Origin of the sequence: Microbacterium sp. LEMMJ01, from assembly GCF_002114135.1 — a bacterium.
Taxonomy (GTDB): domain Bacteria; phylum Actinomycetota; class Actinomycetes; order Actinomycetales; family Microbacteriaceae; genus Microbacterium.
In genome coordinates this window covers 307,011-319,366 of the sequence record NZ_NCTV01000017.1, presented here as the reverse complement: position 1 = coordinate 319,366, position 12,356 = coordinate 307,011, and the positions used below count along the sequence as shown (strand labels likewise).

Annotated in this window: 13 protein-coding genes; 5 read left to right on the top strand and 8 right to left on the bottom strand. The window is 68.9% G+C overall.

Annotated elements, in window-relative coordinates; all coding sequences use genetic code 11:
- Nucleotides 1-83: 83 nt before the first annotated feature.
- The 3 genes from B7W94_RS17855 to B7W94_RS03985 all read right to left on the bottom strand — a co-directional run bounded on the left by B7W94_RS17855 (nt 84) and on the right by B7W94_RS03985 (nt 1,439).
- Nucleotides 84-404 (bottom strand): hypothetical protein, encoded by a 321-nt coding sequence (locus B7W94_RS17855; protein WP_139833243.1) that lies wholly within the window; start codon nt 402-404, stop codon nt 84-86.
- A gap of 103 nt (nt 405-507) precedes the next feature.
- Nucleotides 508-1,089, bottom strand: coding sequence for an RES family NAD+ phosphorylase (locus B7W94_RS03990; protein WP_085604571.1), 582 nt, complete (start codon nt 1,087-1,089; stop codon nt 508-510).
- Nucleotides 1,086-1,439 carry an antitoxin Xre/MbcA/ParS toxin-binding domain-containing protein gene (locus tag B7W94_RS03985; protein ID WP_085604568.1) on the bottom strand — a complete coding sequence of 118 codons (354 nt, stop codon included), beginning with the start codon at nt 1,437-1,439 and terminating at the stop codon, nt 1,086-1,088. The genes B7W94_RS03990 and B7W94_RS03985 overlap by 4 nt, the downstream gene beginning before the upstream one ends.
- Nucleotides 1,440-1,511: 72 nt before the next feature.
- On the opposite strand from B7W94_RS03985, the gene B7W94_RS03975 reads away from it, so the two are divergent.
- Together B7W94_RS03975 and B7W94_RS03970 are read left to right on the top strand one after the other, a co-directional pair.
- The gene (locus B7W94_RS03975; RefSeq protein ID WP_216353866.1) at nt 1,512-2,666 is read left to right on the top strand and encodes a hypothetical protein; all 1,155 of its coding nucleotides are present in this window, start codon (nt 1,512-1,514) and stop codon (nt 2,664-2,666) included.
- Between the two features lie 217 nt (nt 2,667-2,883).
- On the top strand, nt 2,884-3,636 hold the full coding sequence (locus tag B7W94_RS03970) for an SDR family NAD(P)-dependent oxidoreductase (RefSeq protein ID WP_062633228.1): 753 nt from the start codon (nt 2,884-2,886) through the stop codon (nt 3,634-3,636).
- 167 nt (nt 3,637-3,803) lie between these two features.
- On the opposite strand, the gene B7W94_RS03965 is transcribed toward B7W94_RS03970, so the two are convergent.
- Together B7W94_RS03965 and B7W94_RS03960 are read right to left on the bottom strand one after the other, a co-directional pair.
- Nucleotides 3,804-4,130, bottom strand: coding sequence for a DUF7882 family protein (locus B7W94_RS03965; protein ID WP_085604563.1), 327 nt, complete (start codon nt 4,128-4,130; stop codon nt 3,804-3,806).
- A gap of 69 nt (nt 4,131-4,199) precedes the next feature.
- On the bottom strand, nt 4,200-4,646 hold the full coding sequence (locus tag B7W94_RS03960; RefSeq protein WP_085604560.1) for a MarR family winged helix-turn-helix transcriptional regulator: 447 nt from the start codon (nt 4,644-4,646) through the stop codon (nt 4,200-4,202).
- Between the two features lie 128 nt (nt 4,647-4,774).
- On the opposite strand from B7W94_RS03960, the gene B7W94_RS03955 reads away from it, so the two are divergent.
- Nucleotides 4,775-5,011 carry a hypothetical protein gene (locus B7W94_RS03955; RefSeq protein ID WP_025104060.1) on the top strand — a complete coding sequence of 79 codons (237 nt, stop codon included), beginning with the start codon at nt 4,775-4,777 and terminating at the stop codon, nt 5,009-5,011.
- Nucleotides 5,008-5,553 carry a MarR family winged helix-turn-helix transcriptional regulator gene (locus B7W94_RS03950; RefSeq protein WP_085604555.1) on the top strand — a complete coding sequence of 182 codons (546 nt, stop codon included), beginning with the start codon at nt 5,008-5,010 and terminating at the stop codon, nt 5,551-5,553. Before B7W94_RS03955 ends, B7W94_RS03950 begins: the two co-directional genes overlap by 4 nt.
- Here the strand turns inward: B7W94_RS03950 and B7W94_RS03945 are convergent.
- Nucleotides 5,550-6,782 carry an MFS transporter gene (locus B7W94_RS03945; RefSeq protein WP_441338624.1) on the bottom strand — a complete coding sequence of 411 codons (1,233 nt, stop codon included), beginning with the start codon at nt 6,780-6,782 and terminating at the stop codon, nt 5,550-5,552. The two genes, B7W94_RS03950 and B7W94_RS03945, sit on opposite strands and share 4 nt — an antisense overlap.
- A 107-nt stretch (nt 6,783-6,889) precedes the next feature.
- On the opposite strand from B7W94_RS03945, the gene B7W94_RS03940 reads away from it, so the two are divergent.
- Nucleotides 6,890-8,473, top strand: coding sequence for an SDR family oxidoreductase (locus B7W94_RS03940; RefSeq protein WP_025104063.1), 1,584 nt, complete (start codon nt 6,890-6,892; stop codon nt 8,471-8,473).
- A gap of 18 nt (nt 8,474-8,491) precedes the next feature.
- Here the strand turns inward: B7W94_RS03940 and B7W94_RS03935 are convergent, their stop codons facing one another.
- The gene (locus B7W94_RS03935; protein ID WP_085604552.1) at nt 8,492-10,453 is read right to left on the bottom strand and encodes a BCCT family transporter; all 1,962 of its coding nucleotides are present in this window, start codon (nt 10,451-10,453) and stop codon (nt 8,492-8,494) included.
- Nucleotides 10,454-10,609: 156 nt separating this feature from the next.
- Nucleotides 10,610-12,325: an ABC1 kinase family protein gene (locus tag B7W94_RS03930; protein ID WP_085604549.1), complete on the bottom strand. Its 1,716-nt coding sequence runs from the start codon at nt 12,323-12,325 to the stop codon at nt 10,610-10,612.
- Nucleotides 12,326-12,356 lie beyond the last annotated feature (31 nt).

The following is a 12,356-nucleotide window of genomic DNA, read 5'->3' as shown; positions in this document are numbered from 1 at the left end:
CGCGAGCGACGACCCACGGGTCAGAACTCGCGCTCCTGCGGGCCTAAGAAAAGCCGGCCCGGGCCGTGGGCCGGCTTTGGCCCTCACCATAGCCCCATTCCGGTCAAACCGGAAGAAAATCGGCTCCAGCAGACGGGCATACCGAGTGCTGATTCCGGACCACGCATACGGCAGCCCTCGAAGTCGATCGGAAGCCGTGCTGCCGCGATCGCGGTGGTTGTCTCGCGCCATGACTTCAGCTCGGTGGCAGCTCGCTGTGCCTGACCAGTCGAGAACGAGGCGCTCAGCGCGTGCATCCTCTCGAACTTGCGCGTCAAGCGCGAGGCCAGGGTGCGGTCGTCGTCAAGCGTCGATGAGCGTCGAGTCGTCGCGCGGATGTCGTGGGAGCACAAAAACGCGCTCATGGTCGGAGTAGCTCGCGAACTCACAGAACTAATGCGGACAATGGCGCCCGAATATGAACCGCATGCGATCCCTACGAGACCGCGATCTGCCCCGGAGTCACGGTCATCCGCGCCGCTTAGAAAGGGCTTCGTCTGACCCAACTAGGCGAGTGTAGAGGTCGTGAGTAAGCCTCTCCGTGTCGCGAATCGACAGGTGCGGGCTTGCCCGCGCTTCGAACGCGGCGAGTACGATGCCATCTCCTGTCGCGGAGGGAGCCAGAATGCCGCCGAATCCCAGAAACCACGCGGCGTTTCCGATGTTCTGACACGCCGTCCAATCGGGATCTCGGATGTCGCCATCCGAAAGCCCGACGTGAGCGAGCGCGGCTGGGGCGCGAAGGTCGAGAACCGTGATCTCGGAAACAGCGATGGTATGGAGCGAGTAGTCAGCTTGGAGGAAGACCTCGACCGGTGCGCTCTGGCTGGTCGCGGCCCTCGCCAGCTCTCCCATGCACGCAGACACGGGTGTGGCGAGGTAGATCGTGGCGAAGATGTCCTTCGGGTTCCACCGGCCGCCGAACAGTCGTGCGCCCGCACCGGAAAGGGGATCGCGGGAAGATCCCGTGTACCTGAAGGTGTCTGCAGACCAGACTGTGCGCGGCAGCTGATCTACTCGCTGCACGAGATCGTCGTCGAGACCCGTCACACTACGACGCCTTCTGCGATCGCTTCGATCAGATTAAGAACGTCCCGGTATCCGCCAGCATGGATCCGCTCGGCTGGCGTGTCGTGATCGAGCAGTTTGTTCGGCTCGAACATCCATACATTCGCGTGATCGGTAGGCAAGATTTCCGTTACCGCCTGCGCAACGTATGCGAGCTCCAGCAGCCGTTGCTTGTTCAGTTTCTGAGGAACGACGTCACCGCTCGACCAACGAGCCACTGATCTCGCTGACGCGTCGACGATGCCACCGACCTCTTCTTGGGTGAGACCGAGGTGATCGATGATCGTGGTCACTTTGAGGGCCAACGCTCCACGTTCTGCGGTTGCGCTCATGGCGTGTCCTTACTCTGTCGGGTGTTATGTCCTATAGTATGACATGAACAGCCACTGGGAAGGTAGGACACGATGAGCCTCGAGTTTCACCTGAATGCGCAAGACCACCTCAAGGTCGAGGACTTCCTCTCTCGCGAACACTCCGGGGTTTCCGCCATCGTGCTGCACACGAAAAGCGCCAAGCACCAGCAAGGCGCAGCGGACGCGGCGGTCGACAAGGGCATCGACGTCCTCTACGACCCGCGCACCGAACGCCTCGACGCGCCGGGCCTGACCTTGGACGGCATCCCCGGTTACACCGGGGAGCCCTACGACCTCGCGGTCCTGGCCTCCAACCTCGGCGCACGCCAGAAGCTCGTTGATGCCGTTCTGGACGCACACCCCGATTCGGCGACGATGGTGACACCGCCACACTTCATGGTCAGAGACGAGCGAGAGGGAATGCTCAACCTCGCTCTCGCGGAAGCGACAGCCCTCCATACCGATCTGCCCGTTCGGCCCGTCCTGACGCTACGCGCGCGCGTGAACCAGGAGCTGATCAACCGCCTCGCCCGCGACTACGCTTCCGCGGGCATCAGCTCGATCGAACTCCGCTTCACCCCGCTGGGCGGAGAGAACGATGGGATCCAGAAAGTTCGATCCGCATTCGCGGCAGCGGACGTCTTCCGAGAGCAGGGGATGCACGTCGTGCTCGGCCGCTCGGGCAATGTCGGGCAGGCCGGTTTCGCGCTCGGCCACGTCGACGGATTCTCGGTCGGCCTCGGCCAGATGGAGCACGTCAACCACGCCGGAGACATCTCCCGCCAGAACAGGCCGCCGAAACTTGACGAGGACGGCAAGCGGAAGGGCGGCGCGTGGCAGGGGGTCTACCTCCCTGGCATCGCCGCGACCCTCAGCATGAAGCGAGCGCGCGCACTCCTCGAACACAGCGATGTTCGCACCCGTCTCGGATGCCGCATTGACGCGTGTGGCCAGTCGCTCCTCGGCCCGCTCGACGACTACCGCAGTCACTACATGCACGCACGCGCCGCCGAGGTGGCTAACCTGCTCGCGACACCCGAACCCTGGCGCGCGAAGCGAGAGACCGACCGACTCACCCGCGCCATCGAACTTCGCGAACTAGTGAACTCGAGCTACCGCGCCGATAACGACCCCCAGCTCAACACCCGTACCTTGCGCAGCCTGGTCGACGGAATCGAAGAAGAGCGCACCAGCGCCGTCGCTTAAACCCAGACGGTCGGAGTCGTCTATAGCTTGCACTTGATGCAAGCTCAAAGCGTTTCCGACATTTCCCCGGGGCAGACGGTCCCCACAGCGCAGCTAGCCCGCTGAACATTTCCATTCACATGAATCCACACCGGTATTCCGGGCGTAGGCTGGAGGGAAGGACGGACCGTCCGAGAAGATCTCCCGGCACCGCGCCCGCCCGGGAAGGAGCCCGAAAGTGGCTCAGTACGACGTCTCGAACCGCTCGGCGATCGTGACAGGAGCGGGCAGCGGCATCGGCCGCGCGGTCGCCCTGCTGCTGGCGCAGAACGGCGCGGCGGTGGTGGTCAACGACCTGAACGCGGAGCACGCGAACGCGGTCGTCGAGGAGATCCGCGCCGCTGGCGGCACCGCGGAGGCGTCGGTCGGCGACGCGACGGACCCGGCCTGGATCGCCTCGTCGGTCGAGCTCGCCAACTCGCTCGCCCCGCTCCGCATCGGCGTCAACAACGCCGGCATCGGCGGCGCGACGGCACCCACCGCGGACTACGAGGAAGACGCGTGGGACAAGGTGATCGCCATCAACCTCAACGCCGTGTTCCGCAACATGAAGGCGCAGATCCCGTCGATCCTCGCCAACGGCGGCGGATCGGTCGTGAACATCGCCTCGATCCTCGGCAGTGTCGGCTTCGCCGGCTCCCCCGCCTACGTCACCGCCAAGCACGGCGTCGTCGGTATGACGAAGACCGCCGCCCTCGAGTACTCCGCGCAGGGGGTCCGCGTGAACTCGGTCGGCCCCGGCTTCATCGACACCCCGCTCCTGGCGAACATGGGCGACGAGGCGAAGGACTTCCTCGTGTCGAAGCACCCGATCGGGCGTCTCGGCCAGGCGGAGGAGGTCGCGAACCTCGTGGTGTTCCTCGCGAGCGACGCCGCGAGCTTCATCACCGGCAGCTACCACCTGGTCGACGGCGGCTACACCGCCCTCTGACGAAGAAACGGCATCCGGCTGCCGGGAACCCGAATCCCGGCGGCCGGATGCCGCGGTCGGCGATCGAGAGCCCCCGCTCCGTTCTCGCCGTAGCCGTCACCGCCCGGGATCCGAGAGCCCTTGAAGAGGATCCCGAGGCGGTGAGGCAGGTCTGCACCCCTCCGTTATCAGGCGGACATCGCGTGCAATTCGCGCGATACCGCATCGAGCGCGAGCTCGGGGTCGGTGAGGTCGAGTCCGCCGGTCGAACCCGCGGCCTGCATGAGACGGGCCAGCAGCGGTCGCTGCAGGGTGACCGACGTCTCGACGACGAAGCGGATCGGGATGGACGCGTGGATCCACAGCGTCTCGGTGCAGTCGGCGCCGGTCTGCACCGTGAGCGCGAACGGCTCGTTGCGCCGCAGCTTGGTGACGGTGGCGGCGCGAAGGTGGGCGAGCAGCTCGTCGTTGATCTCGATCGGCTCGGCGAGGTTCGCGTAGGTGAGGGTTCCCATGTTCTTCTCCTCGTGGCAGAAAACCTGGACGAGGATAGTTTACTAGTTTAACTAGTTAAATCAAATCGATTAGGGAAGATCGCCGAGCTCGTCGGTCAGGCGGCGCAAGAAGCGGGAGATCACGGTCGCCTCTTCCGCGGTGAACTCACCCTCGATGGCGGCCACGCGCTGCGCCAGCTCGTCGCCCTGTCCGTGCAGATCGCGGAGCGACGGCCGGAGGACCTTGGACCGCGCATCCAGGGGGTGCGGCGCGACGACGATCTGCCCCCGCTCCGACATCCGTCGCACGACGCTCGTGACGGCGGCCGTACTGATGCCGAGGTAGGTGGCGAGGTCGCGGGGAGTGACGGGCTTCTCGACGGGCGCGGTGCTGATGAAGTGCATCGCCGCACGGTCGGTATCGTTGGGTTCGCGTCGGGCGGCGAGACGGCGGTTCAACTGCGCGTCGGCGCGACGGAAGTCGTCGACATCGCGAGCGAGCGCTGAGGTCGTGACGTCGGTACTCGTGTTTCCCATGCAGAGATCCTCCTTCCCCGAACCCCATGGTACCTCGGCAACCTGACAGTAAGGCTGTCTAGCGATATCGGGGGCGACCAGGGACTTCCGGAGGTGCGATGATGGAACCCTGCCCCCGAAAGGATGCCATGCCCGAGCCACTGAGCCTCGAGGAGGCGTCGTACATCCGCTACGCCGATCTGCTCGCACGCCTGGAGGAACTCTTCCCCTCCGTCTCGCGACGCCGGATCGAGCAGATCATCGCCGCCGAGACCGATGCGATCACGGGCGGTCTTCTGCGCATCGTCCCGGCCGAGGTCGAGACCGGCGCGATGGAGATGCTCGAGCGGGAGGCCGGTTCCAGCGACGAAGGAGAGGTCGCGTGACCGACAGCACCGGCGAGTTCCACGCCTCCGGGTACTGGTACCCCGACAGCGAGCGCGCCACCACGGTCGACGTGCTCAACATGCTGCGGCGCTACCGCAGTGCCGAGACGGCGATGCGCGCCCGGACGCGCGCGTCGATGGGCATGAACGAGACCGACCTCGTCGCCCTCCGGTTCCTGCTGCGCGAGCAGAAGGCCGGTCGCATCGTGCGGCCGATCGATCTGGCGCGCATGCTCGACATCTCCACCGCGTCGACGACGACGCTCATCGACCGGCTGGAGAAGGGCGGGCACGCGCGCCGCGAACCGCACCCGACCGACCGCCGCGCCGGCATCGTCGTGCCCACCGTGAGCAGCGACGACGAGGTGCGCGCGACACTCGGTGCCATGCACCGCCGGATGCTCTCCCTCGTGGACGACCTCACCGATGAGGAGCGCGTGGTCGTCATGCGGTTCCTCGTCGGGATGACCGCCGCGATCCAGGAGGCCGCGGACGCCGACGCCGCGCACGGCGGCGCCGATCTTGTGGAGGAGCCGGCCTAGTCCGACCCGTTCCGCGGACGCCGGGCGTCCAGGAAGCCCGCGAGCAGCACGGCCACGAGCGCCGCGACCGGTGCCACCACGAGACCCACGCGCAGGCTCTGCGTCTCCGCCAGCCACCCGACGAACGGCGGCGACAGCAGGAAGCCGAGCCGCAGCAGCCAGGACACCACGGTGAGCCCGACACCGGGCCGCAGTCCCGGGAGCTCGTCGGCGGCGTGCATCGCGGCGGGGATGAGGGTGGCGATGCCGAAGCCCACGGCCGCGAACCCGAGGATCGTGCCGGGCACGCTCGGGAACAGCAGCGCGAGCGTCATCCCGACGGCGGCGATGAGGCCGCCGACCCGCGCCACCGCGCGCTGCCCGAAGCGGTCGGTCATCGGATCGCCGAGGAGACGGCCGACGAACTGCGCGCCGACGAGGGCGATGAACCCGAGCGGCGCGACGGCTGCCGCCGCTCCCAGGGAGTCGCCGAGGTAGAGGGTGGCCCACGAGTTGCCTGCGTCTTCGGCGATGGCCCCGGCCATCGCGATGAGGGTCAGGGCGATGACGGCGATGATCGTCCGGGCCGGGACACCGCGGCGGACGGCGCCGGAGATCTCCTGCGGTTCCGCCACGGCGTCCGCCTCCGTCTCGTCGTCGCGACCCCGCAGGCAGAAGCGGAGGGCGACGAGGGCGACCGTCGCGAACACCGCAGTCGAGGTCCCCAGGTGGACGGCGAGCGGGAGCTGCAGCGCGATCGCGCCCGCGGCCATCACTCCGCCGATCACCGCACCGATGGACCAGATGGCGTGGAAGGAGTTGATGATGGAGCGCCCGTACCGCCGCTGCACGCGCAGGCCGTGGGCGTTCTGCGCGACATCGGTGATGGCATCGGAGGCGCCGCCGACGAAGAGGGCGATCGCGAAGAGGACGCCGGTCGGAGACAACGCCGCCGACAGCAGGCCGAGGCTCGTGAGCACGGTGCCGACGACCGCGATGCGCGCCGACCCGAAGCGACGGATCAGCGTGGCCGCCAGGAGTCCGGCCGCGATCGCGCCGGCGGGGAAGGCGGCGAGCGCGAGACCGTAGCCGAGGTTGTCCAGGCCGAGGGCGGCCTTGATCTCGGGGTAGCGCGGCAGGATGTTCGCGAACAGGGCGCCGTTCGTGAGGAACAGCGCCGAGACGGCGATGCGCGCGCGCCGGGTGGCACGGTCCGCGGGGAGTCGTCGAATCGATTCGATGGAGGTCACGGATACGACCGTACCCTGTCGCCGGGGTACTCGCGAGCGTGTCATGACGGCGATGCCGCGGGCGCAAGCCCGTTCCCCGTGTCGGCCCCGGGATCTACGCTCGGAGCATGAGCGAGCTCACCCAGCCCACCGGTCGCGAAGACGCCCTTCGGGCTGCCCCCCGCGACGACGGCTCCGCGCCCCGCGCCCTCGTGCTCGGCGCCACCGGCTACATCGGCGGCCGCCTGACCCCGCGCCTGCTGAACGCCGGCTACCGGGTCCGGGTCCTCGCCCGCGACGCCGTCCGCGCCGCCTCCTTCGGCTGGGGCGAGGAGTGCGAGATCTTCGAGGGGTCCGCCGACGACGAGCACGCCGTCGCCTCCGCGATGGACGACGTCGACGTCGTGTACTACCTCATCCACTCCATGTCGGCCGGCAAGAGCTTCGAGGAGAGCGACGAGCGCGCGGCGGCCACCGTCGCCACCGCGGCCGCCCGAGCCGGGGTGCGGCGGATCGTCTACCTCGGCGGCCTGCACCCGGACGACGTGAAGCTCTCCCCTCACCTGCGCTCCCGGGTCCACGTCGGCGAGATCTTCCTGGAGTCCGGGGTGCCGACCCTCGTCCTGCAGGCGGGCGTGGTGATCGGCTCCGGTTCGGCGTCCTTCGAGATGATCCGGCACCTCACCGACGTGCTGCCGTACATGCCGGCGCCGAAGTGGGTGCGCAACCGCATCCAGCCCATCGCCGTGCGCGACGTGCTGCACTACCTGCTCGGGGCGGCACGGGTCGACGACCAGGTGAACCGCGCGGTCGACATCGGCGGACCGGATGTGCTGCGCTACGGGCAGATGATGAACGGGTACGCGGTGGAGGCCGGACTGCGGCAGCGCGCCATCGCCGCCCTTCCGGTGCTGACCCCGGAGCTCGCCTCGCACTGGGTAAACCTCGTCACGCCGGTGCCGCGCTCCATCGCCCGGCCCCTCGTCGCCTCGCTGCAGAACGAGTGCATCATGAAGGACCACGCCGTCGACGCGCTCATCCCGCGGCCCGAGGGCGGGCTCACGCCGTATCGCCGGTCCGTGGCGCTGGCCCTCGGCCGGGTGGACGCGGACGCCGTGGAGACGAGCTGGCAGGACGCCGAGGTGACCGGCGCCCCGAGCGACCCGCTGCCGAGCGACCCCGACTGGGCCGGACGCACCGTCTTCACGGACAAGCGCTCCGTCGCGACGCGCGCGTCCGTCGCGGAGCTGTGGCGCGTCATCCTCGGGATCGGCGGGGAGAACGGGTGGTACTCGTCGCCGCTGCTCTGGGCGGTGCGGGGGCTCATGGACCGCGTGGTCGGCGGCGTGGGGCTCCGCCGCGGACGCCGCAGCCGCACCGCCGCCCGCGTCGGGGATGCGATCGACTTCTGGCGCGTCGAGGCGGTCGAGCAGACCGAGGAGGGGCATCTGCTGCGACTCCGCGCCGAGATGAAGGTGCCGGGCGAGGCCTGGCTCGAACTGCGCGCGGTGCCCGACGGCGACGGCGCCCGCTACGAGCAGCGTGCCGTGTTCTTCCCCCGCGGGCTCCTCGGCCGGCTGTACTGGCTCGCCGTGCTGCCCTTCCACGGACTCATCTTCTCCGGCATGGCCGCGCGGATCACCGCGGCTGCCGAGGCAGGCGACCACGCCGGTTCAGGCGTCCTGCGAGAGGACGTGCCTGATCCGGCGTGAGCGCCTGAGCTCTCCCGTTCAGTCCTTGTCGGCAGGGGCGTCCATCGCGGCATCGACGGCGGCATCCACCTCGGCCGGCGGGATGATGTCGATCGCCTCGGTCGCGGCCTCGTACACCTCGGCGAGGGTGTCGTCGACGGTGTCCTCGTCGATCCAGGCGAGGTCGTCCTCCGAGTGGTCGTACTCGACCGGCACGAGCGCGAAGTCGTCGCCGTACTCCTCGAGTCCGGCCATGACGCTGTGGCGGACGGCGGCGCGGGCATACCGGTCGCGGAGGATCAGGGGATCGCGCCGCAGATCCTTCATGAACGCGATCATCATGAACGTCATGATGATCGCGAACGGCAGCGCCGCGATGATCGTCGCGTTCTGCAGCGACTGCAGCCCGCTCCCCTCGGCGCCGCTGACGAGCAGCACGGCGGCGATCACACCGACCAGCACGCCCCAGACGACGGCGACCCAGCGTGACGGCTCCGGGCGGCCCTGCTGCGAAAGCGTGCCCATGACGAGCGAGGCGGAGTCGGCACCCGTGATGAAGAAGATCGCGATGAGGATGATCAGGATGATGCTGGTCACGAGCGGGAACGGCAGGTTCTCCAGCACCCCGAACAGCACCTCCTCCGGCGGGTCGACGACGAGGCCTGCGCCGTCCATCTGCTGCTGGATGGCCGTCGTGCCGAAGATCGCGAACCACACGAGCGAGATCGCGGAGGGCACGACGATGACGACCGACACGAACTGACGGAGCGTGCGGCCGCGCGAGATCTTCGCGATGAACATGCCGACGAAGGGCGACCAGGAGATCCACCACGCCCAGTAGAAGATCGTCCAGCTCGACAGGAAGGCCTGCGCGGCCTCACCCTGCGAGGCGGAGCGGCCGATCATGGTCGGCAGATCGCCGAGGAACTGCACGGCCACCGACGGGATCACGTTGAGGATGAGCAGCGTCGGGCCGACGAAGAACACGAAGAACGCCAGCAGGATGGCGACCACGGCGTTGATGTTCGACAGCGCCCGGATGCCCTTGGAGACGCCCGACACGGCGGACGCGATGAAGCAGGCCGTGAGCACCGCGATGACCGCGATGAGGATGCCGTTGCCGAGGGGTCCGGCTCCGCTGACGATCTCGACGCCGTGGCCGATCTGCAGCGCACCGAGCCCCAGCGAGGCAGCCGTGCCGAACAGCGTCACGATGATGGAGAAGATGTCGATCGTGCGGCCGACCGGGCCCGTCGTGCGGTTCTCGCCGAGCAGCGGGGCGAAGATCGACGAGATCAGCGGCGTGCGGCCGCGGCGGTAGGCGCCGTAGGCGATGGCTCCACCGACGAGCGCGTAGAACGCCCAGGCCTGCGGGCCCCAGTGGTAGAGCACCTGCGTCTGCGCGGTGTGCATGGCCTCGAGGGTGTTCGCCTCGACGGTGCCGGGCGGCGGATTCTCGAAGAAGGTCAGCGGCTCGGCCGCGCCCCAGAACACCAGGCCGATGCCCATGCCCGCCGCGAAGAGCATGGAGATCCACGAGAACATCGAGAACTCGGGCTCTTCGTCGTCGCGGCCGAGCGGGATGCGCCCGTACTTACTGAAGCCGACGAACAGCATGAACACGAGGATGATCGTTGCGATGGTCGTGAAGAAGAAGCCGAAGTACTCCACGACCCAGGCGAGCACGGTGCTCGTGGTGCCGGCGAGGTTGTCCCCCGCGAACACGCCCCACGCGATGAAGGCGAGGGCGAACGCGGCGGCGACGCCGAACACGAGCGGGTCGGTGCGGTAGGTGCGCCCCGTCTCCTCCACCGACACCCCGGGAACCAGCGCCGGGTGCACGCTGCGCGGCGGGACCGTCGTGATGTCGCGGACGATCTTGCGCGCGGTCTCGGAGGCCTTCGCCGCCTGGCGGTGCGTCCCGGTCACGACGGCGTCGGTGCGCGGACGGGTCGGGGATCCTGCGGAGCGTTCGGTGGGCTTCTCGTCAGGCGTGTCCATGAGAGACCATCTTTCCACCTGTGCGGGCTCAGGCGTACGCGGGAGATCAGGCACTCCTGGTTGGGAGCGCCTGGTTCCGCGCGATCGCCTGTTCCGGCGGGGGTGTTGGGGCGGGGCCTGGGCGGGACCGCCGGGCGGGTCTGGGCCTGGCGGGGGTCAGCGGGGGCGGCGGCGACCCAGGAAGAGGGCGCCGAGGAGCGGGAGCACCGAGACCCACAGCAGGGTGATGCCCAGCGGCGGGAGCGGACCGACGAGCAGCGCCCCGCCGATGAGCATCGCCGCGAACAGGACCCCGGAGGCGATCCGCCGCGCGATACCCTCCAGCCGGTCGAGGCGGCGCTCCAGACGCGAGGTGTCGAAGGAGACGTTGCCGTCGTCGACGCGGGTGATGATGTCGTCGATGCGCTTCGGGAGCCGCCAGGTCGTGGCCGCGTTCGCCATCGTCTGCTGCGCCATGTCCTGCATGAGGGTCCCGGACTCGTCGCGGAGCAGCCGCGCGGCGTACGGCTCGGCCGCGTCCCACACGTTGAACGCGGGATCGAGGCCGCTGCACATGCCGGAGGTGAGGGACACGGCCCGGATGAGGAGCAGCATGTCCTCGGGGAGCTGCAGCGGAAGCCGCCGCACCATGTCGCCGAACTCCTCGGCGAAGTCGGTGAACTCCCGCGGGTCCACCCGGCTCAGCTCCGCGAACCCCATCCCGCCGAAGCGCGCGAAGAGGGCGGTCAGCGCCCGCTCCAGCTCTCCCGTGTCGGCCGTGGGGAGCAGCACGCCGATCTCCTTCGCGGCGCGGACGAGGCCGCGGCTGTCCCGCGCGGTCACCGCGATGAGGAGGGTCCGCAGTCCCTGCCGGAGGTTGTCGGAGACCTCGGCCATCATGCCGAAGTCGATGAACGTCAGCCGGAAGCCCCCTTGGGTCCCTGAGCCCCCTTGGGTCCCTGAGCCCGTCGAAGGGACCGGCGTGACGAAGATGTTGCCGGGGTGCGGGTCGGCGTGCACGAACCGGTGCGTGAAGACCTGGTCGAACATGACCTCGGCGAAGGCGTCGGCGACCGCGGAGGGGTCGATGCCCGCCGCCCGGAGCGCCGCGGTGTCGTTGATCTTGATCGCCGTCACGTCGGACAGCGTGAGGACCCGACGGGTCGTGCGCTCCCAGACGATCTCGGGGGCGGCGACGCGCGGGTCGTCGGCGAAGTTCTCGCGGAACCGCTCGGCGCTGCGGGCCTCGTGGAGGTAGTCGATCTCCTCGAGGCTCGTGACGGCGAACTCCTCCACGAGGGCGGGGGCGTCCACGCGGTCGGCCACGATCCGGACCCGGGTGAGCCACCGCGCGACCCGGCGGAGGGCGGCGAGGTCGACGGCGACGATCTCGTCGATGCCCGGGCGCTGCACCTTGACCACGACCTCGTCGAGACCGGTGTCCTCCGCGTCGAGCGCCGACAGGCGGGCACGGTGCACCTGGCCGAGGGACGCGGCAGCGACGGGGGTGTCGTCGAACCAGGTGTACACCCGCTCGAGCGGCATGCCCAGCTCAGCCTCCGCGAGCGCCCGGATCTGCGGGGTGGGCACGGCGGGAACCTCGTCCTGCAGCCCCTCCAGCTCGGCGGTGATCTCGGGTGGGAGCACATCGAGGCGCGAGGACATGAACTGCCCGACCTTGATCATGAGGCCGCCGAGTTCGATCGCGAGCGTGTGGAATCGGCGCGCGAACCGCTGCATGCGGCGGGCGCGTGTGCGCTCCGCAACGGAAGACAGCCCGAACCGCGGAAGGACGAGCTCGAACCACCAGATCTTCAGGAACTCACGGCTCGCGAACGACAGGATGCGGCGGTACCGGGCTCGGTGGGGACCCTGTGCCGCCGCTGCCGTCATCGCGTCATCCTTCCGCCGTTCCGCGCCGGAC

Excerpts from the sequence above, each read along its gene's own strand:
- B7W94_RS03935 (WP_085604552.1), bottom strand. The coding sequence starts at position 10,453 with ATGGACACGCCTGACGAGAAGCCCACCGAACGCTCCGCAGGATCCCCG.
- B7W94_RS17855 (WP_139833243.1), bottom strand. The coding sequence starts at position 404 with ATGAGCGCGTTTTTGTGCTCCCACGACATCCGCGCGACGACTCGACGC.
- B7W94_RS03930 (WP_085604549.1), bottom strand. The coding sequence starts at position 12,325 with ATGACGGCAGCGGCGGCACAGGGTCCCCACCGAGCCCGGTACCGCCGC.
- B7W94_RS03940 (WP_025104063.1), top strand. The coding sequence starts at position 6,890 with ATGAGCGAGCTCACCCAGCCCACCGGTCGCGAAGACGCCCTTCGGGCT.
- B7W94_RS03960 (WP_085604560.1), bottom strand. The coding sequence starts at position 4,646 with ATGGGAAACACGAGTACCGACGTCACGACCTCAGCGCTCGCTCGCGAT.
- B7W94_RS03985 (WP_085604568.1), bottom strand. The coding sequence starts at position 1,439 with ATGAGCGCAACCGCAGAACGTGGAGCGTTGGCCCTCAAAGTGACCACG.
- B7W94_RS03955 (WP_025104060.1), top strand. The coding sequence starts at position 4,775 with ATGCCCGAGCCACTGAGCCTCGAGGAGGCGTCGTACATCCGCTACGCC.
- B7W94_RS03965 (WP_085604563.1), bottom strand. The coding sequence starts at position 4,130 with ATGGGAACCCTCACCTACGCGAACCTCGCCGAGCCGATCGAGATCAAC.
- B7W94_RS03975 (WP_216353866.1), top strand. The coding sequence starts at position 1,512 with ATGAGCCTCGAGTTTCACCTGAATGCGCAAGACCACCTCAAGGTCGAG.